At 53.2% G+C, this 24,512-nt stretch carries 22 protein-coding genes and 1 pseudogene; 13 read left to right on the top strand and 10 right to left on the bottom strand.

From position 1 onward, the window contains the following. Positions 1–43: 43 nt before the first annotated feature. The 3 genes from znuA (at position 44) to lpxM (ending at position 3,448) form a co-directional block, all read left to right on the top strand. The gene (gene znuA / locus LJN55_RS13350; RefSeq protein WP_133841788.1) at positions 44–1,003 is read left to right on the top strand and encodes a zinc ABC transporter substrate-binding protein ZnuA; all 960 of its coding nucleotides are present in this window, start codon (positions 44–46) and stop codon (positions 1,001–1,003) included. A gap of 12 nt (positions 1,004–1,015) precedes the next feature. Beyond that, the gene (mepM, locus tag LJN55_RS13345; RefSeq protein ID WP_133841789.1) at positions 1,016–2,341 is read left to right on the top strand and encodes a murein DD-endopeptidase MepM; all 1,326 of its coding nucleotides are present in this window, start codon (positions 1,016–1,018) and stop codon (positions 2,339–2,341) included. Between the two features lie 135 nt (positions 2,342–2,476). Next, the gene (gene lpxM, locus LJN55_RS13340; RefSeq protein WP_133841790.1) at positions 2,477–3,448 is read left to right on the top strand and encodes a lauroyl-Kdo(2)-lipid IV(A) myristoyltransferase; all 972 of its coding nucleotides are present in this window, start codon (positions 2,477–2,479) and stop codon (positions 3,446–3,448) included. A gap of 43 nt (positions 3,449–3,491) precedes the next feature. Here the strand turns inward: lpxM and LJN55_RS13335 are convergent, their stop codons facing one another. From LJN55_RS13335 to LJN55_RS13320, 4 genes are all read right to left on the bottom strand, one after another. Further along, positions 3,492–4,718, bottom strand: a complete 1,227-nt coding sequence (locus LJN55_RS13335; RefSeq protein WP_133841791.1) for an MFS transporter — start codon at positions 4,716–4,718, stop codon at positions 3,492–3,494. A 238-nt stretch (positions 4,719–4,956) separates the two neighbouring features. Beyond that, a complete protein-coding gene (pyk, locus tag LJN55_RS13330; RefSeq protein ID WP_133841792.1) occupies positions 4,957–6,399 on the bottom strand; it encodes a pyruvate kinase in 1,443 nt (480 codons plus the stop codon). 302 nt (positions 6,400–6,701) lie between these two features. Beyond that, positions 6,702–8,645 (bottom strand): methyl-accepting chemotaxis protein, encoded by a 1,944-nt coding sequence (locus tag LJN55_RS13325; RefSeq protein ID WP_227534615.1) that lies wholly within the window; start codon positions 8,643–8,645, stop codon positions 6,702–6,704. 616 nt (positions 8,646–9,261) lie between these two features. Then, a complete protein-coding gene (locus LJN55_RS13320) occupies positions 9,262–10,134 on the bottom strand; it encodes a MurR/RpiR family transcriptional regulator (protein ID WP_133841794.1) in 873 nt (290 codons plus the stop codon). Positions 10,135–10,521: 387 nt separating this feature from the next. Here LJN55_RS13320 and zwf point away from each other — a divergent pair, with 387 nt between their 5' ends. Further along, positions 10,522–11,997, top strand: a complete 1,476-nt coding sequence (gene zwf, locus LJN55_RS13315) for a glucose-6-phosphate dehydrogenase (RefSeq protein WP_133841795.1) — start codon at positions 10,522–10,524, stop codon at positions 11,995–11,997. 223 nt (positions 11,998–12,220) lie between these two features. Then, on the top strand, positions 12,221–12,859 hold the full coding sequence (locus tag LJN55_RS13310) for a bifunctional 4-hydroxy-2-oxoglutarate aldolase/2-dehydro-3-deoxy-phosphogluconate aldolase (RefSeq protein ID WP_133841796.1): 639 nt from the start codon (positions 12,221–12,223) through the stop codon (positions 12,857–12,859). A 46-nt stretch (positions 12,860–12,905) separates the two neighbouring features. On the opposite strand, the gene purT is transcribed toward LJN55_RS13310, so the two are convergent. Then, positions 12,906–14,084: a formate-dependent phosphoribosylglycinamide formyltransferase gene (gene purT, locus LJN55_RS13305; protein ID WP_227534614.1), complete on the bottom strand. Its 1,179-nt coding sequence runs from the start codon at positions 14,082–14,084 to the stop codon at positions 12,906–12,908. Positions 14,085–14,222: 138 nt separating this feature from the next. Between purT and LJN55_RS13300 the strand changes: the two genes are divergently transcribed. Continuing rightward, positions 14,223–14,519 (top strand): YebG family protein, encoded by a 297-nt coding sequence (locus tag LJN55_RS13300; protein ID WP_133841798.1) that lies wholly within the window; start codon positions 14,223–14,225, stop codon positions 14,517–14,519. 48 nt (positions 14,520–14,567) lie between these two features. On the opposite strand, the gene LJN55_RS13295 is transcribed toward LJN55_RS13300, so the two are convergent. Next, positions 14,568–15,386 carry a sugar phosphate isomerase/epimerase family protein gene (locus LJN55_RS13295; RefSeq protein WP_227534613.1) on the bottom strand — a complete coding sequence of 273 codons (819 nt, stop codon included), beginning with the start codon at positions 15,384–15,386 and terminating at the stop codon, positions 14,568–14,570. A 200-nt stretch (positions 15,387–15,586) separates the two neighbouring features. Here LJN55_RS13295 and LJN55_RS13290 point away from each other — a divergent pair, with 200 nt between their 5' ends. Both LJN55_RS13290 and LJN55_RS13285 read left to right on the top strand, forming a co-directional pair. Next, positions 15,587–16,240 (top strand): tellurite resistance TerB family protein, encoded by a 654-nt coding sequence (locus LJN55_RS13290; RefSeq protein ID WP_159336498.1) that lies wholly within the window; start codon positions 15,587–15,589, stop codon positions 16,238–16,240. Positions 16,241–16,384: 144 nt separating this feature from the next. Continuing rightward, positions 16,385–18,445 (top strand): S9 family peptidase, encoded by a 2,061-nt coding sequence (locus tag LJN55_RS13285; RefSeq protein WP_167863772.1) that lies wholly within the window; start codon positions 16,385–16,387, stop codon positions 18,443–18,445. Here LJN55_RS13285 and exoX read toward each other — a convergent pair. The 3 genes and pseudogenes from exoX to LJN55_RS13270 all read right to left on the bottom strand — a co-directional run bounded on the left by exoX (position 18,442) and on the right by LJN55_RS13270 (position 20,177). Beyond that, complete coding sequence (gene exoX, locus LJN55_RS13280; RefSeq protein ID WP_133841802.1) at positions 18,442–19,107, bottom strand: exodeoxyribonuclease X; 666 nt, start codon at positions 19,105–19,107, stop codon at positions 18,442–18,444. The genes LJN55_RS13285 and exoX overlap by 4 nt on opposite strands. Before the next feature lie 12 nt (positions 19,108–19,119). Then, positions 19,120–19,878, bottom strand: a pseudogene (locus LJN55_RS13275) (carbon-nitrogen hydrolase family protein). Positions 19,879–19,946: 68 nt separating this feature from the next. Beyond that, positions 19,947–20,177, bottom strand: a complete 231-nt coding sequence (locus tag LJN55_RS13270; protein WP_133841804.1) for a DNA polymerase III subunit theta — start codon at positions 20,175–20,177, stop codon at positions 19,947–19,949. Between the two features lie 167 nt (positions 20,178–20,344). On the opposite strand from LJN55_RS13270, the gene copC reads away from it, so the two are divergent. The 5 genes from copC (at position 20,345) to LJN55_RS13245 (ending at position 23,146) form a co-directional block, all read left to right on the top strand. After that, on the top strand, positions 20,345–20,707 hold the full coding sequence (gene copC, locus LJN55_RS13265; protein ID WP_227534612.1) for a copper homeostasis periplasmic binding protein CopC: 363 nt from the start codon (positions 20,345–20,347) through the stop codon (positions 20,705–20,707). 1 nt (position 20,708) lies between these two features. Then, entirely contained in the window at positions 20,709–21,599 is an 891-nt protein-coding gene (gene copD, locus LJN55_RS13260; RefSeq protein ID WP_227534611.1) for a copper homeostasis membrane protein CopD, read from the top strand. Between the two features lie 62 nt (positions 21,600–21,661). Further along, positions 21,662–22,000, top strand: a complete 339-nt coding sequence (locus LJN55_RS13255) for a YebY family protein (RefSeq protein ID WP_133841807.1) — start codon at positions 21,662–21,664, stop codon at positions 21,998–22,000. A gap of 463 nt (positions 22,001–22,463) precedes the next feature. Continuing rightward, positions 22,464–22,718: a hypothetical protein gene (locus tag LJN55_RS13250; protein WP_227534610.1), complete on the top strand. Its 255-nt coding sequence runs from the start codon at positions 22,464–22,466 to the stop codon at positions 22,716–22,718. 68 nt (positions 22,719–22,786) lie between these two features. Further along, positions 22,787–23,146, top strand: a complete 360-nt coding sequence (locus LJN55_RS13245) for a bleomycin resistance protein (protein WP_227534609.1) — start codon at positions 22,787–22,789, stop codon at positions 23,144–23,146. 138 nt (positions 23,147–23,284) lie between these two features. Here LJN55_RS13245 and LJN55_RS13240 read toward each other — a convergent pair whose 3' ends face one another. Further along, the gene (locus LJN55_RS13240; RefSeq protein ID WP_167863783.1) at positions 23,285–24,460 is read right to left on the bottom strand and encodes an AI-2E family transporter; all 1,176 of its coding nucleotides are present in this window, start codon (positions 24,458–24,460) and stop codon (positions 23,285–23,287) included. Between the last annotated feature and the right edge of the window lie 52 nt (positions 24,461–24,512).

The following is a 24,512-nucleotide window of genomic DNA, read 5'->3' as shown; positions in this document are numbered from 1 at the left end:
TAATATCACAATCCATCAGCTCTTCACGATGGATTGAATCATTATGTTACACAAAAAAACACGTGCCTTATCAATGCTCGCAGGCATGAGCATTGCCGCTTCGCTTGTGCTTCCTGCCCATGCAGACGTTGTTGCCTCCGTTAAACCTGTTGGATTTATCGCTGCCGCGATTGCGGATGGCGTCACACCGGTGAATGTTTTGCTGCCCGATGGTGCCTCAGAGCATGATTATGCCTTGCGTCCTTCCGACATTAAACGCTTAAAAAGCGCGGATTTAGTGGTCTGGGTTGGCCCGGAAATGGAAGCGTTTATGACCAAATCTGCCGCCAGTTTGCCCGCACAAAAGAACGTCGAAATGAGTGCCCTCCCAGGTGTGAAAGGCTTGCTGCTGAAGGGCGGCGAAGACGAAGAAGAAGAAGAGCATGAAGCACATGCGGGGCATTCGCATGAGGCTGCTGACAGCCACGATCACCACCATCATGGTGAGTATAATATGCATCTGTGGATGTCTCCGGAGATCTCAAAGCAAACGGCGATTGCAATCCATGGAAAATTGTTGGAACTTATGCCGCAAAGCAAGGACAAACTAGACGCAAACCTGCAGCACTTTGAGGCAGAATTGGCGTCAGCCGATGCGAAAATCAGTAAACAGTTGGCCCCGGTTAAAGGCAAAGGGTATTTCGTTTTTCATGATGCTTACACTTACTTTGAAAAACACTTCGGTCTGACCCCATTAGGTCATTTTACCGTCAACCCTGAGATCCAACCCGGTGCGCAGCGTTTACATCAAATACGAACACAGTTGGTTGAGCAAAAAGCAGCCTGCGTTTTTGCTGAACCACAATTCAGGCCAGCCGTGATAGAGGCCGTTGCCAGAGGGACCACCGTGCGTTCGGGCACACTGGATCCACTCGGGACGGACATCACCCCAGGTAAAGACAGCTATGTGACATTCCTCTCACAGTTGTCCAGCCAGTATGAGAGCTGCCTGAAAGGAGAATAGAGGAACATTTAAGTGCAGCAGATATCCCGCGCTGTCGCCATGGCGTTTAATAATTTACCCCGGCCCCACCGCATTATGTTGGGGTCGCTGACCGTTGTAACGCTGGCCGTCACGCTGTGGCGGCCTTACGTTTATCATCCGGGTAACGAAAGCCCGATTGTTAAAACCGTCGAGCTCGATAAAAATCAACTACGTACCTTGCTTCCTGAAGCCAGTGAGCCGATAGATCAGGACACCCCATCCCCGGCTGACGATGCCCCGAAAGATGAAATCGATGAAGACGTTCCGGATGAAAGCGGCACGCACGATTACGTTGTTTCAACAGGTGATACCCTCAGCAGCGTGTTAAACCAGTACGGCATTGATATGTCGGAAATCAACATGCTGGTGAAAAGCGATAAAGATTTGCGCAACCTGCAAGTCGGGCAGCAACTCTCATGGTCGCTGAACGACAATGGTGATTTACAGCGCATTACCTGGGAAGTGTCCCGCCGTGAAACGCGCACTTACGACCGCTCCGGTGACGGCTTCAAACCCTCTTCTGCCATTCAGAAGGGAGAGTGGCAAAACAGCGTATTAAGCGGTGTGGTCAACGGCAGTTTTGTCAGCAGTGCCAGGAAAGCGGGGCTGTCCAGCAGTGAAATCAGCGCGGTGATTAAATCCCTGCAATGGCAGATGGATTTCCGCAAGCTGCGTAACGGCGACAAGTTCTCCGTACTGATGTCGCGCGAAATGCTGAATGGTAAAAGCGAGCAGAGTGAACTGGCTGGCGTGCGCCTGAACAGTGGTGACAAAGATTATTACGCGATCCGTGGGGCAGACGGTAAGTTCTATGACCGTAACGGTTCCGGCCTGGCGCGTGGTTTTATGCGTTTCCCAACCGTGAAACAGTATCGCGTGTCATCGAACTTTAACCCGCGTCGTTTAAATCCGGTAACCGGGCGTGTTGCGCCACACAAAGGCGTGGACTTTGCTCTGCCAGTGGGGACGCCAGTGCTGGCTGTCGGTGATGGTGAGGTTATCGTTGCTAAACGCAGCGGTGGGGCGGGTAACTACGTTGCCGTTCGCCATGGACGTCAGTATATGACGCGCTATATGCATCTGAAGAAGCTGCTGGTGAAACCCGGTCAGAAAGTGAAGCGTGGCGATCGCATCGCGCTTTCCGGTAATACGGGGCGTTCTACGGGGCCACACCTGCACTTTGAAATCTGGATTAACAATCAGGCAGTGAACCCGTTGACGGCCAAACTTCCGCGTATGGAAGGGTTGACCGGTAAAGACCGTCGCGATTACCTGGCGAAAGTGCGCGAAGTCGTGCCTCAACTTCGCTTCAAGTAAGATTGCTGCACATAAAAAAGCCGATGGTGGATGCCATCGGCTTTTTTTTAGCCTAAACAGGCGCATTCACGGCAATAACTTTGCAAAATCTTCCGTCAGCACTATCATAAGCCCGTTATTGTTCGAGGCCAGTGCATGGAAAACAGAAAAAATAATCAAATTGAGTTCATTCCCACGTTTAACAAAAGTTTCTTATTGCCACGCTATTGGGGAAGCTGGCTGGGTGTTGGCGCATTTGCCAGTCTGACGCTGGTGACCCCACGTCTGCGTGACCCGTTATTGGGTGCATTAGGTCGTCTGGCAGGGAAATTTGCCCGCAGTGCGCGCCGTCGTGCACAGATTAACCTGTTGTACTGCATGACGGATAAGTCAGAGCAAGAACGCGAAGCGATCATCGACGAGATGTTTGCCGTTGCCCCGCAGTCGATGGCGATGATGGCCGAACTCGCCCTGCGGCCGAAGAACGCAAAGAAGCGTATTCGCTGGCACGGACGTGAGATTATCGATGATTTGCAGAATAACGGGCAGAATGTCATTTTCCTGGTACCCCACGCCTGGGCCGTCGACCTGCCGGCGATGGTGCTGGCGTCTGAAGGGCAGCCGATGGCGGCGATGTTCCATAACCAGAGCAATCCGGTAATGGATTACGTCTGGAACCGGGTAAGACGCCGTTTTGGCGGTCGTATGCATGCGCGTAACGACGGCATCAAACCGTTTGTCCTGTCTATCCGTCAGGGATACTGGGGCTATTATCTGCCGGATCAGGATCACGGTGCAGAGCAGAGTGAATTCGTTGATTTCTTCGATACTTACAAAGCTACGCTACCCGCGGTAGGGCGTATGATGAAAGTCTGCCGGGCGAAAGTGGTACCGCTCTTCCCGGTGTATGACAGCAAACGCCACTGTCTGGATATTTATCTACGTCCGCCGATGGACGATCTGCCGGATTCTGATGATGCTTCACAGGCTCGCCGGTTGAATAAAGAAGTGGAAGATTTTGTGCGTCCGCATCCGGAGCAGTACACCTGGATACTCAAGTTGCTGAAAACACGCAAACCCGGTGAGAAAGAACCTTACGATCGCAAAGAACTTTATCCAAAGAAGTAATACTGGCAGGGGACAACGCGCTATGTTGTTGTCCCCTGGCCGATCAGTTCAGTGAGGAACGACGCTTCCATTCCCGCAGAAATGCCCGTACTAACACGCACCACACCAGACCGCAGGCCAGATTCGCCAGGCTGAAAGCGCGGGCACCGTCGCTAAAGTAAGCAAACTTCGCCAGCTCAATCCCCAACGCAAACACCAGAATACTCACCATGCCGAGCATTGCGGCGACACTGCCTTTGCCTGCCTGGCTGGAAAACAACGTCAAACGGTACAGACCCGCGTTCACCAGTCCGGTGCCAAAACCGTAGAGACTGAGCCCGGCAGTCAGCCACAGGTAGCTGTGCTTGTCGATAACGGAGGCCAGTGCGGCGATCCCAAGGCCCAGTAAAATCGGCCAGGCGCCCAGGCGCAGCGGTTGATCGATAGGCACGCGAGAGGCAAGCTTGCCCAGGGTCAGGTTCCCGGCAATCATGGCGACGAATACGGGAAGCTGCAACAGTGCGTAATCCAGCCGTGTCAGCCCCTCATCGTGGATCAGGATCACGGGCGACAGCGCCACCCAGGCCAGGCACGGGATGGTCACCAGGCCTATTGCCAGTGAACCACTCATCACCTGACGGTCTTTCAGCAGGGCCAGATACCCTTTGCCCAGAGAGGGAAGTGACAGCGACATCTGCGGGTCCCCGGCCGTTTCCGGCATGGTACGCCACAGGCCCAGAAGGGCAATGGCCGTGACGGCACCAAACAGCCAGAACATGGTACGCCAGTCACTGATTTCCAGAAATGCAGCCCCGGCCAGCGGACCCGCGAGCGGAGCCAGCAGCGCAACGTTGGCCATTAACGCCATGATACGCACGCTAAGGGCTTCATCGAAGGCTTCCTGTATCGCGGCATACCCCACGGCGCCAATGAAGCACAGGCTGATTCCCTGCAGGAAACGCAGCAGGATAAATTGCTCGATGCTCTGCACCCAATGGGTCGCCATACAGGTCAGCATGAAGAAGGTCACTCCGGCGAGCATCACCGGGCGCCGACCCAGCTTGTCCGACAGGGGGCCCAGCAACCACTGCAACACAATGCCGCCAATCAGATAGGCCGTCAGAGAGGCTGATACCCATTCTGGCCCAACGTTAAATTCCTGAGTGACCAGCAACATACCGGGCTGAATCATATCGTGGGCGATATAGGTCGCAAACTCGAAGAGGACTAATGACAATGGGAATATCAGGTGTCGACGGGTCAGGTTCGACAGTGGAACAAATGACGCCATTCTGGCTCCCTCCAGGGGGTGGTGTAATGCAGCAGCGTGTCAGCTTTCGGAACCGCGCTAACATAACGCATTCTCGCCCGATCACAATGCATAAATATGAAGGTGAGGTAGGTGGCCATTTAACGGCATCACATGATGGAGAGTTGAGGGGTAATACGCTTTGCAGAGTGAGTCTAAAGCGAGCACGAAGTGGGAGTGGAATATATTGGGCCTTGCGGCCCAATATATTCAGGCGGAATTACTCAACGCGCAGCACACGGCTGGTATTGGTGGTTCCGGTGGTGCTCATCACATCGCCCTGGGTAACGATAACCAGGTCACCTGACATCAGGAAGCCTTTTTCACGCAGCAGATTGATCGCGTCATGCGCAGCGACAACGCCATCATTATTGCTGTCGAAGAAGACCGGGGTGACACCACGATACAGCGCGGTCAAATTCAGCGTGCGCTCATGGCGCGACATCGCGAAAATAGGCAGACCTGAGGTGATACGTGAGGTCATCAGCGCAGTACGGCCTGACTCGGTCATGGTGATAATGGCCGTGACGCCCTGCAGATGGTTCGCTGCATACATCGCCGACATCGCAATGGCTTCTTCGATGTTATCGAACTGCACATCAAGACGGTGTTTGGAGACGTTAATGCTTGGGATTTTTTCTGCGCCCAGGCAGACTTTCGCCATCGCTGAAACGGTTTCTGCCGGATACTGGCCTGCTGCCGTTTCTGCAGACAGCATGACGGCATCGGTGCCGTCGAGCACGGCGTTAGCCACGTCCATGACCTCTGCACGCGTCGGCATCGGGTTAGTGATCATCGATTCCATCATCTGGGTGGCAGTGATCACAGAACGGTTTAACTGGCGAGCACGACGGATCAGGGCCTTCTGAATACCGACCAGCTCCGGATCACCAATCTCAACGCCCAGATCGCCCCTGGCCACCATCACGACATCCGAGGCAAGAATGATGTCATCCATCGCTTCCTGGCTGGCAACGGCTTCAGCACGTTCCACTTTGGAGACGATTTTTGCATCACAGCCGGCTTCACGTGCCAGACGACGTGCATAGTTGAGATCTTCACCACAGCGCGGGAAGGACACGGCCAGGTAGTCGACGCCAATTTTGGCGGCGGTCAGGATATCGGCTTTGTCTTTTTCCGTGAGCGCTTCGGCTGACAGGCCACCACCGAGTTTGTTGATGCCTTTATTGTTCGACAGTGGCCCACCAACGGTCACTTCGGTGAAGACTTTCATGCCCTGGACTTCCAGTACCTTCAACTGTACACGGCCATCATCCAGCAGCAGGATATCGCCCGGTACCACATCGGCAGGCAGACCTTTATAATCGATCCCCACTTTCTCTCTGTCGCCTTCGCCTTTGCCCATGCTGGCATCCAGCAGGAATTTTTCCCCAATATTCAGGAAAACCTTACCTTCTTTAAAGGTAGAAACGCGGATTTTCGGCCCCTGAAGGTCACCCAGAATCGCGACATGCCGTCCCAGTTTAGCGGCAATCTCGCGCACTTTGTCGGCGCGCATTTGGTGATCTTCTGGCGTGCCATGTGAGAAGTTAAGACGAACGACGTTGGCGCCGGCAGCGATGACTTTTTCGAGGTTATTATCGCGATCGGTAGCGGGGCCCAAGGTGGTTACAATCTTGGTTCTTCTGAGACGACGAGACATAGAGTTTCCTTAGCTAGGGAGACCTAAAGTGAGGTGTAGAGTATTCACTTAAGAGGTCTAAAGATGATTATCTATTCAGATGTACGGTTTAGTTATTCATTCTCGTACGCCAGCCTTCTTCTGCATTCGAATAAGGCTGGCGTAGTGTGAAGGCCTCGACTGATACAATACTGACACAACCCGCCAAAGTCACTCCTATCGTAAGACATTCCCTTAAGAATGACCTTGGTGGTGCAGGAACCTGCTATAACCTTGACGCCGCGCGAGGATAAAGAAGAGCGCGCCTAAAGGTGTTGATGTGACTAAAGCCGATTCTCCTCCGTGCGGAACACCGCCACCAGCTCGCGTAATTGATTCGCACGCGCGGCAAGCTCGTCTGCCGACGACGCTGATTGTTCAACCAGAACGGCGTTCTGCTGGGTGACCTGATCCATCTGATTCACCGCAATATTGATCTGCGCAACACCCGCACTCTGCTCCTGTGAGGAGGAGGCAATGTCGTTAACCAACTGGGCCGTCTGCTCAATCGCTGAGACACTTTGCTTCACTTTGTCCCCTGCATCCTGCGCCATAGAAATACCCTGACGGGCATTTTCAACCGAGTGGGTGATCAACTGCTTGACCTCTTTAGCCGCGCTGGCGGAGCGCTGAGCCAGCGCTCTGACTTCGGCCGCCACAACCGCGAACCCTTTTCCATGTTCACCCGCACGTGCGGCCTCAACGGCAGCGTTCAGTGCCAGAATGTTGGTCTGAAACGCGATACTGTCGATCACACGGATAATTTCTTCAATCTGACCGGCACTGGAGCTGATCTTTTGCATTGACTCCAGAACGGACTCCATGGCTTCCCCGCCCAGCAGCGCAGCATCGGTTGCTGAACTGGCCATGCCGGCAGCGTGGCGGGTGTTATCCGCATTCTGCAAAATAATCGATGAAAGTTGTTCCATGCTGGCAGCAGTTTGAGCGAGAGAGGCGGCCTGTTCTTCTGTGCGTGCTGAGAGATCGCCATTTCCCTGTGCTATCTCTTCAGAGGAGGTGGCGATGGTTGTCGCATTATTTTTTATATCGGCAACGAGTTCCGAGAGGCGGTGACGCATTTGCATTAAGGAGTGAATTAGCGCCGCCATTTCATTGGTGCCGTTAACCTGAACCTGAGACGTCAAATTACCCGAGGCAACCTCTCTGGCAACGTGTGCCACATCACGCAGCGGATCAGTGATGGAACGGATGATATAAATCGCCAGTGTCACAACGATAAGCATAATCGTTGCCAGCACGCCTAACAGTTCATATTGATTATATCTATGTTCACTTATCTGCGCCGACAGCATGTTATCTAATTCATCCGCTGCTTCATTGGCGAAGGTAGAGTACTGATTGATAGCATTGGTGAAAACAGCAACAAATTCGGTCGGTTTGAGATTATTCAGACTACGATTCACAAAGACAGCTTCTGCCATTTTCAATGCTTCATCGGTTTGTTTAAAAGCATTGCTCGTGCGAGTACTGAATTTTGTGCGCAAAGAATGATCGGTCTCGAATGATTTCAGCAGATTGTCATTATAAAGACGCAGGGCATTTCTGCCATTCAGTATCTGAAACTCCATGCGGGCATAGTCGCTGTCGTTAATACCTTCCTTACTTGCCAGTAATGAGGTACCCCGTGCACGGATCTGCCCGAGTGTTTCAGTCAATTCCGGCAACCGGTTAAAGGTGCTGATGATAAACTGATAAGTATTTAAATCAGGATCCAGTGATAATCCGTAGAAATCGACGACCTGCATATTGGTATCGAGCAATGTACGTATCAGCTGGGCATGGTGCGTTAAACTGGTTGCCAGGGTTAAATTTCGGTTATCTATATCAGTTTGTAGTTGACGCCAAAGGCCGGTCAGCCTGCTAAAACTTTGCAGGGCAGCACTTTCACTGGCCGAGGAGCGCAATGTGCCCTGAATGGCATCGCTTAATACGTTGATCTGTTCTTTCAATGCCAGCCTTGCCGGTGCATCGGGCGTGTTTTGAGCGATAGCGATGGCGGCTTCTGCACGATGGCGCTGCATAAGATTCAGCAGTACCAGCATCTGTTTTTCAACGGGGATGCCCTGTAGTTCTAACTCTTTTGCACTGATCTGCTGATTTCCCTCATCAATAAATAAGGCGGTAGGTACAGCAAAAAGTATCAGTACAAAGAAAGCAAGGAGCATGAATTTTGCAGGCAGGTTGATATTATTCAGTATCTTTTTCATTTTGTATTTATTTCCACAGGTGAAATTTTAGTACTAAAAATGTGCTGTTAATGCATTGTGCTCAGTTTGTATTTTTTGTCAGAGCCAAAATGTAGTGATTAACGAAAATGAATAAACTGAATTTTTTTAAAAGCATTTTCATGCCATGACGGGCAGTAAGTTGTTTTTACCAATTGGTCGATTAATTTTTATGAATTATAGGTAGGGATTCGCGATTGTCCACGAGGTAAATAGATGATATTTATTAACGTGACTTTTGAATCCAATTCATTATCAGTAAGTTGATTTTTATCGTTATTTTTAGATTTAGCTGTTTATATGGTCACGATGGTTTTAATCGATCATACGTATTTCTTATGGTTTGAAAAAAAGATTTAAGTTTTGCTCAATAATGCCGATAAGCGGTTTTTTGAGATACGTATCTTATTATTAGGTGAAATGAGTAAATTATTACCTGTTCTTATCGCTGTGGGGGGAGCGGATACATCGACACAGTGGCAGTATCAATCTGCTCTGTTGATTACATTCTGAGGGTAGGACATTTTTTTGTTTCATAGCAGCCAGCGTGGGGCCAGATGAATGTCCCCCACGCGATGACGCGATAAAAATGGCTCACTCAATGCGCTTTCAGCACAGAATCAGTGCTGTCTTTGTCGAATCGGGATTCTCTGAGCGCCTCTTTAACCCGCTTAAGATTATCGCGGAATTTTGCTCCGCGCCGCAGGGTGAAGCCGGTGGCCAGCACATCAATCAGCGTTAATTGCGCCAGGCGCGACACCATCGGCATATAAATATCGGTATCTTCAGGAACATCCAGCGTCAGGGCCAGCGTGGCCTCGCGCGCCAGTGGCGACCCGGGAGAGGTGATGGCCAGTACCGTGGCATCGTTTTCCCGCGCCATCATCGCCAGCTCAACCATATTTTTGGTGCGACCAGTATGGGAGATCAGCACCATCACATCGCCTTCACCGCTGTTCATGCAGCTCATGCGCTGCATCACAATGTCATCGGAATAGATCACCGGCACATTGAAGCGGAAAAATTTATTCATTGCATCGTGTGCCACGGCAGCAGAAGCCCCCAGACCAAAGAAGGCAATTTTCTTTGACTGGGTCAGCAGATCGACGGCACGGTTAACGGCACCGACATCCAGACTTTGTTTCACCCGATCCAGCCCGGCCATCGCGGACTCGAAAATTTTCCCTGAGTAAGACTCAACGCTGTCGTCCTGTTCAACGTTACGGCTGACATAGGGCGTTCCGCTGGCCAGGCTTTGTGCCAGCTGCAATTTGAAGTCAGGGAAACCTTTGGTTTTCAGCCGGTGGCAAAAGCGATTCACCGTCGGTTCGCTTACGCCCGCCGCGCGAGCCAGCAGGGCAATGCTTGAGTGCATGGCAGTGGTGGGAGAATCGAGAATGACTTCGGCAACTTTGCGCTCTGATTTGCTCAGATTTTCCAGCTGTGATTGAATTTTTTCCAGCATATTCATAGTGCTACCCGTTCATACATTCTGACGATTTCAATCAAAGGAGAAATCGATGTCATTTTGTAGAGAATATACAATGCGCTACAGCCTCGGTGGCAGTAGCATAACGACATTAATTTACATTTTTTGCCAGAGTTTGAGCTGTGTCTGATTTTCAGAATGGTAAGAACAGTAACAAAAATGACGAAAAATTACGCACAATCTGATGGTAGGCCTCCGAAGGTTGCCACTAAATTAAGCATTGATTGAATACATTGTGCCGCAGTGGCCTCCCCCTGGTTTACGAGGAGCAGGCAAAAGCAGTACATTGTATTGAAACAAAATTACAATAAGAGTCTGTCCGACTACGGAATCTCAGGGACAGGCTAATCCTGCAACGAGGAGAATGAAATGGCGGTTACACAAACAGCCCAGGCATGCGATCTGGTAATTTTCGGTGCCAAAGGCGATCTTGCGCGCCGGAAACTGTTGCCCTCTCTGTATCAATTGGAAAAAGCCGGTCAGATCCATGAAGATTCACGCATTATCGGCGTTGGCCGTGCGGAATGGGATAAGGCTGCTTATACCAAGGTGGTGCGTGAGGCACTGGAAACCTTTATGAAGGAGAAGATCGACGAAGCGCTGTGGGATAAACTCAGCAGCCGTCTCGATTTCTGCAACCTGGATGTGGATGACCGCAGCCATTTCCCTCGTCTGGGAAAAATGCTCGACCAGAAAAAACGCGTCACCATTAACTACTTCGCGATGCCGCCAAGCACCTTCGGAGCCATCTGTAAGGGCCTGGGTGAAGCGAAGCTGAATGCGCAACCTGCACGCGTTGTGATGGAAAAACCACTGGGTACGTCTCTGGCAACATCGCGCGAGATTAACGACCAGGTGGGTGAATACTTCGAAGAGAACCAGGTGTTCCGCATTGACCACTATCTCGGTAAAGAGACGGTGCTAAACCTGCTGGCGCTGCGTTTTGCTAACTCCCTGTTTGCCTCTAACTGGGATAACCGTACCATCGATCACGTGCAGATCACCGTGGCGGAAGAAGTGGGGATCGAGGGCCGCTGGGGTTACTTCGATAAAGCGGGCCAGATGCGCGATATGATCCAGAACCATCTGTTACAGGTGCTCACCATGGTGGCCATGTCGCCGCCAGCCGATCTCTCTGCGGATCGCATTCGCGACGAAAAAGTGAAAGTTCTGCGCTCCCTTCGTCGTATCGATCACACCAACGTGCGTGAAAAAACCGTACGCGGTCAGTACACCTCCGGTTTTGTACAGGGCAAAAAAGTCCCTGGCTATCTGGAAGAAGAGGGGGCGAACAAATCCAGCACCACCGAAAGCTTTGTTTCCATCCGCGTGGACATCGACGACTGGCGCTGGGCTGGTGTTCCGTTCTATCTGCGTACCGGCAAGCGTCTGCCAACCAAGTGTTCAGAAGTGGTGGTGTATTTCAAAAACCCGGCACTGAACCTGTTTAAAGACACCTGGCAGGAACTGCCACAGAACAAACTGACCATTCGTCTGCAGCCGGATGAAGGCATGGATATTCAGATCCTGAACAAAGTGCCAGGGCTGGATCACAAACATAACCTGCAAACCACCAAGCTGGATCTGAGCTTCTCAGAAACCTTCAATCAGTCGCATCTGGCGGATGCCTATGAGCGCCTGCTGCTGGAAACCATGCGCGGTATCCAGGCCCTGTTCGTGCGTCGTGACGAAGTTGAGGAAGCCTGGAAATGGGTTGACTCCATTATGGATGCCTGGTCTTCCGATAAAGAAGCACCTAAGCCTTATCAGGCGGGAACATGGGGGCCTGTGGCTTCCGTGGCCATGATTACCCGTGATGGTCGCTCGTGGAATGAATTCGAGTAATCTGTCCTGACAGGTTAAGCCCGCTTCGGCGGGCTTTTTTGTGGGCAAAATACGGCTTCATAAAAAATGAACCTGCATTTTAAAAACACAACGATCGCGTAGACGCTCGCGGTGCTTCTCCTGTATGGTAGATCGCATAATCACTTCCTGACGCCGCGAGCGTCACTTTTGCCTGCTACGATCCACCAGGACGGAAGGCAGGCCAGACAGGAGAACGTCGTTGATGAGTAACTGGAAAACAAGCGCTGAACAGATTCTGAAAACAGGCCCGGTTGTGCCGGTGATCGTGGTGAACAAGCTTGAGCATGCTGTTCCGATGGCGAAAGCATTGGTAGCGGGTGGTGTGCGTGTGCTGGAAGTGACGCTGCGCACGCCCTGCGCGATGGATGCGCTGAAGGCCATGGTGAGAGAAGTGCCTGAAGCGATTGTTGGGGCAGGCACCGTGTTGAACGCGCAGCAGTTGAAAGAAGTCACCGATGCGGGCGCGCAGTTTATCATCAGCCCGGGCCTGACCGAGCCGTTGCTCAGAGCCGCTGTAGACGGCTCAGTGCCGTTGATCCCGGGAATCAGCACCGTGTCTGAATTGATGACCGGTCTTGATTATGGTCTGCGTGAGTTTAAATTCTTCCCGGCGGAAGCTAACGGCGGCGTGAAAGCCTTACAGGCGATTGGCGGGCCTTTCCCACAGGTACGTTTTTGCCCGACGGGCGGCATCTCGCCGGCTAACTACCGCGACTACCTGGCGCTGAAAAGTGTGCTGTGTATTGGTGGGTCGTGGCTGGTGCCAGCGGATGCGCTGGAAGCGGGGGATTATGACCGTATTACCCGCCTGGCGCAGGAAGCCGTTGCCGGGGCGCGATAAAACCACAAGGGGCGGAATTCCGCCCCTTGAATAATCTGCAGGTCTGTCAGCCGCTGACTTTTACGCTGGCAGCGGCACTGATGGCACGCTGCACCGCCTCTTCCACGTCATTGCCCGTTGCCAGTGCCACACCAAGACGGCGTTTGCCCTGAATTTCTGGCTTGCCAAACAGGCGTAGTTGCAGCCCGGCGCCCAGTGCAGCAGACAGGTTGGCGAACTGCACATTATTGCTGTCCAGCTCTGGCAGGATCACCGCTGATGCTGCCGGACCGTACTGGCGGATGCCGCCGACTGGCAGACCGAGGAACGCGCGCACATGCAGCGCGAACTCGGAGACGTCCTGAGAAATCAGCGTGACCATGCCGGTATCATGCGGGCGTGGCGACACTTCACTGAACACCACCTCATCACCGCAGACAAACAGCTCAACGCCAAACAGGCCGCGCCCACCCAGTGCATTCACCACTTTTTCAGCAATCTCCTGCGCACGTTTCAGTGCGAGCTCGCTCATCTGCTGCGGCTGCCAGGATTCGCGATAGTCGCCATCTTCCTGACGATGTCCGATAGGCGCGCAGAAGTGAATGCCGTCGACAGCATTGATGGTCAGCAGGGTAATTTCGAAATCAAACTTCACCACGCCTTCAACGATCACCCGACCGGCACCGGCACGGCCACCCTGTTGTGCATATTCCCATGCAGCATCCAGCTGTGCGGCTTCACGGATAAAACTCTGCCCTTTACCAGAAGAACTCATCACGGGTTTTACGATGCACGGGAAACCGATCTCATCAGCGGCGGCCAGGAAAGCCTCGCGGCTGTCGGCAAAGCGGTAGGATGACGTCGGCAACGCCAGATCTTCCGCAGCAAGGCGGCGAATACCTTCACGGTTCATGGTCAGTTTCGCGGCGCGTGCGGTCGGCACTACGTGCTGTCCCTGTTTTTCCAGTTCGATCAGCATATCGGTGGCGATCGCTTCAATTTCCGGCACCACGAAGTCCGGCTTTTCCTGCGCGACCAGTGCGGCCAGGGCTGCGCCATCCAGCATATTGATCACATGGCTGCGGTGGGCAACGTGCATCGCAGGGGCATCGGCATAGCGATCCACGGCGATCACCTCCACACCCAGACGCTGGCATTCCAGCGCTACTTCTTTGCCCAGTTCACCGGATCCCAGCAGCATTACACGGGTTGCATTAGGGCGCAGCGCAGTTCCAAGAGTTGTCATAATCTCTACCTGAATGGATTGAAAAAAACGCGCGAAGTATAAACGAAAACGTTTGCGTAATCATCCGCACTTTACGCTTGAGTGAAAAAAGCGACGCTGCTACACTGTATAAAAATACAGTTAAACAGGACGAAAATCATGGCTGTTGAAATCAAATACGTTGTCGTCAGAAAAGGTGAGGAAAAGATGACATTTGCCAGCAAGAAAGAAGCCGATGCTTACGACAAGATGCTCGACCTGGCGGAAGTCTTTGCCGACTGGCTGACCGCCAGCCCGCTGGAAATGGAAGAACAGCAGGGTGAAGCGCTGGGGCTGTTTATGGCGGAAAATAAAGACGCGCTGCAACAGATCCTCCGCACCGGTAAACTGCCTGAAGAGAGCAGTGCGGCTGATAACAGCGACGCATCTGATGAAGGCAAACTGCGCGCGGTGTAACCCGCCCCTGCTGTGGCTGATCTTTTTTCTGATCAGCCGTTCAGATCATTATGTGCTCAGCACACTGCGCAATGACGCCATCGCTGCCTGTGCCGTTGCCAGCGGGTCAGCAGCGTGGCGTTGATCGTTAAATACTTCCAGGCCTATTGGCCCCTCGTAACCGATCTGCTGCAAATGCGCTAACAGCGCCTTCAGTGGGTATTGGCCCTCACCGGGTAACAATCGGTGATGCCGGGCCGTATCGACCAGATGCTTTGCATCCGGCTGCTCATTCAGATCGGACAACTGCACCAGAAAAATCCTCTCTGCCGGAATACCGGCCAGGTCTGCCAGCGTTCTCTGGCGTACAAAAATATGAAAAGCATCCACCACCAGCCCCAGATTGGGTGCGTCAATCTGCTGGATAAGCTGCCATGCCTCGGCGGTGTTATTAATATGCTGGCTCCAGGCCATCGCCTCATACGCTACGCGCAGGCCATGATCTGCCGCCTGCTGCACCAGCCAGCGTAAATCCGCTTCGATACGTTCTGTGCAACAGTGCGGATGAGTGGAAGCCGGCACCAACAGCGTTGATGCGCCAAGGCGTTGCGCCGTTGCCATCATCTGTAAGGCTTCATGCTGTTTATCTTCTCGCAGGCTCTCTGGCGCCCCATCAAAATCCAGCAACACCTGGTAATCCGTCAGCCCGAGGGAAAGCTGCTGGCAGAGATCGGCCAGCGCGGCGGCATCGCCCACGGCTTCACTCACATCCTGCTGCCACAATTCCACCTGACTGAAACCCGCCGCTGCAGCTGCACGCAGTTTCTCTTCACTGCTGCCACCGAGCAGGATGGTATTGATAAACAATGGGTTCGCCGAAAATGCCATTTGTATCGATTCTCCTCTGCGTAATTTCCTTTTCAGGGTAGAGGCAATGCAACCATCCAACAACTTATCCACGACTGACTGCAGGATATCTGTCCATCTGCCGCTGGAAACAACGGGAAATTTTACAGCCTTTTCATCGTTTGACGTTTCCTGACGTGGGCTGCTTTATTGTGGTGTTTTCGGGTAATGAAGGACTGACTATGAGCAACTGGCTGCAACAGATTCAGACGGTATTAGGCAAGGCAGGCAAATCCTCCTCTGGCGGAGAAGGGCTGAGCAAAATGCTGGCCCCCGGTGCACTCGGTGGCCTGGCGGGATTGCTGATTGCCAGTAAATCTTCCCGCAACCTGTTGATGAAGTACGGGAAGAACGCCGTAATCATCGGCGGCGGTGCTGCTGCGGGTGCGCTGTTGTGGAATAAGTACAAACAGCGTGTCAGTGAAACCCATCAGGATCAGCCTGAGTTTGGTCAGCAGAGCTCCCCGGTCGACCGTCGCGCCGAGCGTCTGATTGAAGCGCTGGTCTTTGCGGCCAAAAGTGACGGCCATATCGACAACGATGAGCGTAAAGCCATTGATGAACATATTCGCCAGTCTGGTTTAGGTGCGCAGGGCGAGCAGCTGGTGCAGCGTGCCATTGACTCTCCGCTTGATCCGCAGAAGCTGGCGGCCGATGTGAAAAACGAAGAAGAAGCGCTGGAGGTCTATTTCCTCAGCAACCTTGTCATCGATGTTGACCACTTTATGGAGCGCAGCTATTTGCAGGCGCTGGGCGATGCCTTGAAAATCCCACAGGACGTGCGTCAGTCGATTGAAACCGACATTCGTGCCGAGAAGCAGAAGCTCCCTGCCTGATAGATCAGTTAATCCTTCGCGGGTGAACATTGTCACCCGCGCAAAAAAATCCCCTGAAAAGCACGTTGTTGCACTGATAACGTCTTGTTAATCAGTCTGGTTGCTGCCAACCTTACACACAGGCACAGCAACTGCGAAGAGACTATGACACCTCCTAAAGCGAATAAAATTCCCCATCAGATGACCCTGCACGGTGATACCCGTATCGATAATTATTACTGGCTGCGCGACGACGAGCGCGAAGCGCCAGAGGTGCTTGCGTATCTGCGGGCTGAGAACGACTACTGTCAGCAACAGTTGCTGCCGCAGCAGGCCTTACAGGCGGAGCTGTTGCAGGAGATCATCGACCGCATTCCTGCCCGTGACCATTCGGTGCCTTATGTGAAGCGGGGATATCGTTATCAGAGCCGCTATGAAGAGGGGAATGAATACACGATTTACGCCCGTCAGCCCGCCGACACGAAGACGCCGGACCACTGGGATACGCTGCTGGATGGAAATCAGCGTGCTGCTGACCATGAGTTTTATACCCTGGGCGGCGTGGCGATCAGCCCGGATAACCAGAAAATGGCCGTGGCAGAAGACTTCCTGTCACGCCGGGTGTACGGCATTCGTCTGTGCAACCTTGAGAACGGCGAGTGGTACCCGGAAGTGCTGGAAGGCGTCTCCTCCGCGATGACGTGGGCCAGTGATTCGCGAACCCTCTACTATGTGCTGAAAGATAAAAAGACGCTGCTGCCGTATCAGGTATGGCGGCATACGCTGGGCACGCCGCAGCAGCAGGATCAGTTGGTGTATGAAGAGGAAGATGACACCTTCTACGTCAGCGTTTACAAAACCACGTCCGAAGAGTTTGTGGCGATTGCTCTCGGCAGCAGCACCACCAGTGAGATCCTGTTGCTGGATGCCGCTGATGCCGATGCTCAGCCCCAGCTGTTCTCTGCGCGGCGTAAAGATCATGAGTACAGCGTGGACCATTATCAGGGGCAGTTCTATGTGCGTTCCAACCGGGATGGCAAGAACTTCGGGTTGTACCGCAGCGACAGTGCAGATGAGCAACAGTGGCAGCCGCTGATTGCGCCACGGGATACGACTGTGCTGGAAGGCTATACGCTGTTCCGCGACTGGCTGGTGGTGGAAGAGCGTCAGCAGGGGCTGACCAGCCTGCGTCAGATAAACTGGCAAAGCGGTGAGAGCACCAGCATTGCCTTCGACGATCCGGCCTATGTGACCTGGATTGGTCATAATCCGACGCCGGACAGCAGCAAAGTCCGTTACGGCTACTCATCCATGACCACGCCGGATACGCTGTTTGAACTGGACCTGGACACAGGTGAGCGTGAAGTCCTTAAGCAGACGGAAGTGAAAGGGTTTGATGCGGCTCGCTATCGCAGCGAACGCCACTGGATCACCATGCGTGATGGCGTCGAGGTCCCCGTTTCACTGGTGTACCGTAAAGACAGCTACCAGCCGGGAACCAACCCGTTGCTGGTTTACGGTTATGGTTCTTACGGCAGCAGTATGGATGCTGATTTCAGCGCCAGTCGTCTCAGCCTGTTGGATCGCGGGTTTGTCTTTGCCCTGACGCATATTCGTGGCGGCGGTGAGATGGGTCAGCAGTGGTACGACGATGGACGTCTGCTGAATAAAATGAACACCTTCCATGACTTTATCGATATCACCGATGCGCTGGTGGAGAAAAAGTACGGCGATGCGGAAAAACTCTATGCGATGGGCGGAAGTGCCGGTGGGTTGCTGATGGGCACCGTCATTAATATGGCCCCGGAGCGTTTCAAGGGGGTCGTCGCGCAGGTGCCGTTCGTGGATGTGGTGACGACGATGCTGGATGAAACCATTCCGCTTACCACTGGCGAATATGACGAGTGGGGCAATCCGGCTGAGGAGCAGTATTATCACTACATCAAACAGTACAGCCCGTATGACAACATTAAGGCGCAGGATTATCCGCATCTGTTGATCACCACCGGTCTGCATGACTCCCAGGTTCAGTACTGGGAGCCGGCAAAATGGGTGGCTAAGCTACGAGAGCTGAAAACCGATAATCATCTACTGCTGCTGCAAACGGATATGGACTCTGGTCATGGCGGAAAGTCAGGCCGTTTTAAAGCCTATGAAGGGGTGGCGCTGGAGTATGCATTTCTTATCGGGCTGGCCAGCGGCCTGCTGACCACACCCGCGGCTTAATCCGTCGCACTCAACGCCCGCTGCATGGCACTGCGTAAGTCGGGCTTCAGATCCGTGATATTTTTTAGCATCCACTTTAAATATCCCGGATCTTTCTTCGCCACATCATCCACTTTCTGCCCGCGATACTTACCGAACGGGAAGGTATTAAACGATCCCTGCACCTGCATCCGACGGATCATCTCTGGCGCATCCCAGCCGCTGAACGACATAATACGGATCAGCAGCGCCGCAGTGATGTAGCAGTCATATAGCGCACGGTGGGCATGTAAATTTTCCGGCGGCGTCACCTCCAGCTGTAAGGATTCGCGCAGCGCCAGATTACTGTATTTCAGGCCCGGCCACAGGCGGCGCGAAAGCGCCATTGTGCAGATCCATTCACCGGGCATCTCTGGCAGCATACGGCGGTCAAAGCTGGCATTGTGTGCCACATAATAAGGGCTGCCGTGATAGCGGCCGATCGCCTGCTCAATGGTGGGTTTCCCCCGCACCATGGCCTCGGTAATTTTATGGATGGCCATGGCTTGATGGCTGATAGGGCGGTCGGGTGAGATCAGGTCGCTCATTGGATTGACGATCTGTCCGTCAATCACATCCACCGATGCCACTTCGACAATACCACCCTGCAGGCCGCAGGTTTCCGTGTCTATCACGCGTAACATAGCTTCTCCCGTTTACAGAACTGACGGGCAGGGTAACGAATGCGCCTCTCCTTGCCAATGATTACCGCTACGACGGGCAATAATCAGTTGCTCGCCTTCGCCCCCGCGTATGACCTGGCGTCCGGTCGCGTCCCAGAAAGCACTTTTACCCGCACACTGGTAGCCGCCCGTGGGCCAGGCGTGATTCGCCATCACCACGGCCATTTGATAATCACGCGACCAGCGGGCGAGGTAGCTGCAGTCGGTTTCATATCCCTGCTCGGAAACCAGCACGCTGGTGGCATAGAGATCGGCACCGCGAACGGAGGCATCACGGGCAAAGGCTTCCACGCTGATATCGGCACAAATGGCCATCGCCACCTGATGATGCTGATATCCAAATAACGGCACCGTATTACCTGCCGCGAAAATCTCTTTTTCCTGACCGTACAAATTGCGCTTACTGTAGGCGATGCGCGTACCGTCCGGCAGGAATGTCAGTGCGGAGAGGCGAACATTATCGTCCGCCTTTAATGGCAGACCGATGCTGATGCCCATCTGATGCTGCTACGCCGCGTGGGCAAAGGGTTGCAGTCGCTCGTCGTCCAGCGAGAGCGCCAGTTCAGCCATCAGCGGAAGCTCATAACCGGTCAGCGAAAGTTCAGGGAACATCAGCAGTTCAACGCGCAGCGACGCGGCCTGCTGGATGAATTCGAGGTGGTGTTGAATATTCCAGGCGATATCGCCCGGACGGGAACCTGACTGTGCTGCCGCGATAGTCCAGCTGGACATAAAAAAACCACCCTGAAGAGTAAAGTAAGGCCTTCATCTCAACCGAAGCGGGAGCAAAAAACAAGCCACTATTTTTGTTTAGGTTCGTACGGCAGACGCGAGAGTGACAGGGAGGCCTGGCGGTAGTGAGTCAGACGCTCACGGAACCACTCCTGCAGCGCTGGCGGTTGCTCACGCAGCACCATTTCGGCAATAACCGGCATGTTATAGCGTTCTTTAAACGCCACCCCGGCAGCGGCCAGATCAACGTTGATTTTGTCTTTATCTGTCTGCGGCAATGTGGCCAGATTGTAGCTCATGGTATTCCCCCCCTTAGTGTGTGGCAGAAAATAATGCAGAAGGCACGGATTAGCAAGTCTGACGGCCCATTGATAGTCGCTATCACCTCGACACCCGTTTTTAAGCGGAGTATTCTTTCGCCCTCAGGCAGCAAGGCGCTGCGATTTGCTAAGGATCATTGCGACATATGCGACATTTCTTCAGGGTTTCCGGCTTCTTACTCGCCGCACTGTTTACCCAACAGGTTTCCGCTCATGCCCACCTTAAAAGCCAGTATACCGCGGTTAATCCCGCCGGTAGCGAATGGCCTGAGTCACTGACCATCTCCTTCAGCGAAGATATCGAGCCAGCATTTAGCGGCGTGGTTGTCAGCCGTACCGACAACAAGCCGGTCGATCAGATCAAAGCCGCCCTTGACCCGAAACAGCGCAATACCCTGCGGGTACAGTTTAAACAGCCGCTGAGCAGTGGTGAGTACAAGGTGACATGGCATGTGCTGTCAGTTGACGGGCATAAGACCAAAGGGAACTACACCTTCAGCGTGAAGTGATATGTCACTCACCGGCTTCTATATTCTGTGCCGCTGGCTGCATTTCTGCGCACTGATGTCGCTGGTCGGGGCCGGAGTCACCACGACGTTGCTGGCTCCGGCACGTTATCGCGCCGATCTTACCCGGCGGCTGATGCCGTTAATCCGGGTGAGTACCTGGCTGACGTTGCTGAGTGCGCTACTGCTGCTGGCGGCACAGACAGGACAGATGGGGGACGGCTGGCAGGATACGCTTGAAGGCGATATCTGGCTGGCGGTGCTACAGACGCAGTTTGGCCGCGCATGGCAGTGGCAACTGGCGCTGGCCGTATTGTGTTGTCTGGTGCTGTTGTTTCGCAGACGACTGAGTGGGCAAGGGTGCCAGCAGACGGTGCTGCTGTTAGCCATATTGCAGCTCAGCGGGCTGGCCTTTACCGGACATGCTGCGATGCTGGATGGCTGGAGCGGTGTATTCCAGCGCGCCAATCAGACAGTGCATCTGCTGAGCGCGGCATTCTGGGCGGGTGGCCTGCTTCCTGTCGTTTACCTGATGCGCGCAGCGCGGAGCCCCGAGCATCGTTACGATGCCATTAGCACCATGATGCGTTTTTCACGCTACGGTCATCTGGCCGTCATGCTGGTGGTCATCAGCGGAGTGATCAATGCGTTGCTGCTGCTCGGCTGGCCGCCTGCCAGTTTCCGCCTCTACAGCCAGCTGCTGGTGCTGAAATCCCTGCTGGTTGGCGTAATGATGGGCATTGCTCTGTTTAACCGCTACTGGCTGGTACCGCGTTTTCAGCATAGCGGGGCAGGGGCACAGCAGTCGTTTATCACCAGCACGCTGGTGGAGATCGCTCTGGCGGCGGCGGTACTGCTGGTGGTGGGCATCTTTGCCACACTCGAACCTGCCTGATCAACACCTGTTTTCGCTTATCCCGATTCAGTTTATGTTTTATCGTTTGAGGTACTAACAAGATGAAAAAGTTGGCATTATTTTGCGTCGCACTGGGCATCAGCAGCAGTGCAATGGCTGGCATCGAAACCGTGAGCCGTTTCGATATGGGCAAAGAGAACTGGCCGTTTGTGCGTGAAGAGATGATGTTAAGCTGTGAAAAAGGCAACGTGCTGCTCGCCATTAACGATGGCACGCTGGTGCAATATCCGCTGAATGATGCGGCGGAAGCCAAAGTCAAAGCGGGCCAGATAAAGGCCGGATTCCCAATCAGTAAGATTCTGGCTGACGACCCGGCCAACCCGGGCCAGAAGAAGAGCCTGGCCCCGATTATCGCGCGCGCCGAAAAGCTCTGTAACTGATTGCACGACGCTGGCGCATACCTTTCGGTGCGCCAGTTATTTCCCATTCCACTCTCGCTGAAAAGCGCAGCCCGCCCGTTTCTGCCGCCGCGATCACAATGCTAACAATCAGTTATTACGTTGTTTACAACTGGCTGGTAAACCCCCACAACTGGTCTATCTTTTAAAGTGCAAGGCGAATCGCCTGCAATAATGCCAACTTTTAGCGCACGGCTCTGAAAAGAGCCCTTTCCCTGGACCAAAGACAGGAATCGTCTTTGGTCTTTTTTTGGAAGCGATTTTGTATCGACGCTATAACCGTGCCCCCAATCCCAACATCCCCACCTCCGTTTGCTTTTCCCCCTAACATAACGCAGTATCTTCAACGGCTTGCCGCTACATGGGCAACTTGCACTGCGGCGTTACGCTGCCACGGGTTCCGATGCCCGATATCAATAAATCACATGTACAAAAGGGTATTGCAATGGGAACCATGTTGGGGCTGCTGGGATTGATGTTGGGTGCATGGGCGGTACGCAGTATCTGTATGAAACCCATTAACAATGTGAAGAAGGTGATCCTTGCGCTGATTGCCGGGCTGTATTTTCTCTCGGCAGGCGGGATAGGGGGCACGGAAGAGGACAAGATCCCCTACGTCATCGTTGCGATGCTGATTGGGGCTGCGGTGGTGTGGTACGGAAATCGTGTCTATAAAGAAGATGCCGCCAACGAAGAGTAAAGCCAACATTTGGCCCCTGCAATGACGTTGCAGCGGAATGCTGCTCACTGCCTCTTAAGGAGCCCCGGATGACCGATCGCGCCACGCCTAATCTGCCCTCGCGGAATTTCACTGAGACAGAACATTTTTATCGTCAGATGGGTTTTACCACGCAATATAAAGATGAGCACTGGTTGATTATGTTGCGTGGGGATCTGACGCTGGAGTTCTTCCCGCACAGGGATCTTGATCCTTACAGTAGCTGGTTTAGCTGCTGTCTGCGGCTGGATGATCTCGATGGGTTTTATGCGGTGTTGCAGGACGCCGGTATTGAGGAGAAGTGCGAAGATTTCCCGCGTATTCATCCGCCCGTGGAACAACCCTCGGGGCTGAAAATGGCGGCTCTGGTGGATCATGATGGAACGTTGATTCGCTTAATCAGCAATTGAGCCAGTCGGATACCTGAGAGTTGCCGCCGACAACAAGCACACGGTGCCCAAATACGTCAGCCGTCATCGTTGTGCTAACGGTCAGCGTTCTTGTGAACACGATAGAAAAAAGTGGGGCTGATTCAGCCCCGTTGTTGTTTATGGTTTGCTCTTGTGCTCGAGCTTCTCTTTTTCCAGCTGTTCTCTTTCCTGACCCTCTCTCTCCTGATTTTCCTGATGTGTCTGTCCTTCCTCGATAAAGTCAGGATCAATCCCATCGGTATTGCCTTTATGGTCCTTACCGGACAACAGGTTCCAGCAGGAGATAAACAGCGCGGCAATCAAGGGACCAATCACGAAGCCATTGAGACCATAGATTTCCATGCCACCGAGGGTCGAAATGAGAATCAGGTAGTCCGGCATCTTGGTGTCTTTCCCCACCAGCAGTGGGCGCAGGATGTTATCGATAAGACCGATGACCACCACAAAGAAGAACGTCAGTGCCAGGCCCTTCACCATCGCACCGGTGAAGAAGAAATACAGCACCACAGGCAGCCAGATAATCGCTGAACCAACCGCCGGGATCAGTGACAGGAAGGCCATCAGCGACCCCCATAAAATACTGCCCTGAATATCCGCAAACCAGAATGCAATGCCACCCAGCGCACCCTGTACTGCAGCTACGACGATGGTGCCTTTAACCGTTGCGCGTGATACCGCCGCAAACTTCACAAACAGATGTTGTTTAACAAACTGCGACAGCGGAATGGCATCCAGCGCCAGGCCGACAAGATAGGCTCCATCTTTCAGAAGGAAGAACAGCAGATACAGCATCACACCAAAGCCGATGGCAAAGCTGAAGGTGCTTTTACCAATCATCATCAGGCTACCCGCAAAGAACTGGCCGCCTTTCATCGCCACACCAGAGAGTTTTTCCTGAATGGCACTGGCATCGTTCATGTTGTTTTCTTGCAGGAAGTGACGCAGCCAGTCGGGTAAATGATTGATAACGCTTGCTGCCACCGTGGTGAGCTCGGTCTGGTTACCCTGCAAACGGTTGTAGAGGGCGTTGAACTCTACCGCCAGTGAGGAGGCGACCACGGCCAGTGGGATAAATACAATCAGGCAGATCACCAACAACGTCAGCAGCGATGCCAGGCCGTTTTTATCGCCAAGATGTTTTCTGATTTTGGTTTTAAGTGGATGGAAAATAATCGCCAGAATGGCGGCCCAGAGGATCGCCGAAAAATAAGGCCCCAGGATGTGAAAAAAAGCCAGCGTGGTTGCCGCCAGTATAAAGATAAAGAATCCCTTACTAATGCCCTGAATGATCATTTTATTGTCTCTGTTTATGGTCTCGGTAATGAACGTATTCCCTTTGATCGCT

The organism is Erwinia rhapontici (assembly GCF_020683125.1).
GTDB lineage: Bacteria > Pseudomonadota > Gammaproteobacteria > Enterobacterales > Enterobacteriaceae > Erwinia > Erwinia rhapontici.
Note: the sequence above shows the minus strand (reverse complement) of the source record. Positions and strands in the feature narration are given on the sequence as shown.

Bases quoted from the DNA above. Each gene is read 5' to 3' on its own strand.
- znuA (WP_133841788.1), top strand. From the start codon at position 44: ATGTTACACAAAAAAACACGTGCCTTATCAATGCTCGCAGGCATGAGC.
- lpxM (WP_133841790.1), top strand. From the start codon at position 2,477: ATGGAAAACAGAAAAAATAATCAAATTGAGTTCATTCCCACGTTTAAC.
- LJN55_RS13335 (WP_133841791.1), bottom strand. From the start codon at position 4,718: ATGGCGTCATTTGTTCCACTGTCGAACCTGACCCGTCGACACCTGATA.
- pyk (WP_133841792.1), bottom strand. From the start codon at position 6,399: ATGTCTCGTCGTCTCAGAAGAACCAAGATTGTAACCACCTTGGGCCCC.
- LJN55_RS13325 (WP_227534615.1), bottom strand. From the start codon at position 8,645: ATGAAAAAGATACTGAATAATATCAACCTGCCTGCAAAATTCATGCTC.
- LJN55_RS13320 (WP_133841794.1), bottom strand. From the start codon at position 10,134: ATGAATATGCTGGAAAAAATTCAATCACAGCTGGAAAATCTGAGCAAA.
- zwf (WP_133841795.1), top strand. From the start codon at position 10,522: ATGGCGGTTACACAAACAGCCCAGGCATGCGATCTGGTAATTTTCGGT.
- LJN55_RS13310 (WP_133841796.1), top strand. From the start codon at position 12,221: ATGAGTAACTGGAAAACAAGCGCTGAACAGATTCTGAAAACAGGCCCG.
- purT (WP_227534614.1), bottom strand. From the start codon at position 14,084: ATGACAACTCTTGGAACTGCGCTGCGCCCTAATGCAACCCGTGTAATG.
- LJN55_RS13300 (WP_133841798.1), top strand. From the start codon at position 14,223: ATGGCTGTTGAAATCAAATACGTTGTCGTCAGAAAAGGTGAGGAAAAG.
- LJN55_RS13295 (WP_227534613.1), bottom strand. From the start codon at position 15,386: ATGGCATTTTCGGCGAACCCATTGTTTATCAATACCATCCTGCTCGGT.
- LJN55_RS13290 (WP_159336498.1), top strand. From the start codon at position 15,587: ATGAGCAACTGGCTGCAACAGATTCAGACGGTATTAGGCAAGGCAGGC.
- LJN55_RS13285 (WP_167863772.1), top strand. From the start codon at position 16,385: ATGACACCTCCTAAAGCGAATAAAATTCCCCATCAGATGACCCTGCAC.
- exoX (WP_133841802.1), bottom strand. From the start codon at position 19,107: ATGTTACGCGTGATAGACACGGAAACCTGCGGCCTGCAGGGTGGTATT.
- LJN55_RS13270 (WP_133841804.1), bottom strand. From the start codon at position 20,177: ATGAGCTACAATCTGGCCACATTGCCGCAGACAGATAAAGACAAAATC.
- copC (WP_227534612.1), top strand. From the start codon at position 20,345: ATGCGACATTTCTTCAGGGTTTCCGGCTTCTTACTCGCCGCACTGTTT.
- copD (WP_227534611.1), top strand. From the start codon at position 20,709: ATGTCACTCACCGGCTTCTATATTCTGTGCCGCTGGCTGCATTTCTGC.
- LJN55_RS13255 (WP_133841807.1), top strand. From the start codon at position 21,662: ATGAAAAAGTTGGCATTATTTTGCGTCGCACTGGGCATCAGCAGCAGT.
- LJN55_RS13250 (WP_227534610.1), top strand. From the start codon at position 22,464: ATGGGAACCATGTTGGGGCTGCTGGGATTGATGTTGGGTGCATGGGCG.
- LJN55_RS13245 (WP_227534609.1), top strand. From the start codon at position 22,787: ATGACCGATCGCGCCACGCCTAATCTGCCCTCGCGGAATTTCACTGAG.
- LJN55_RS13240 (WP_167863783.1), bottom strand. From the start codon at position 24,460: ATGATCATTCAGGGCATTAGTAAGGGATTCTTTATCTTTATACTGGCG.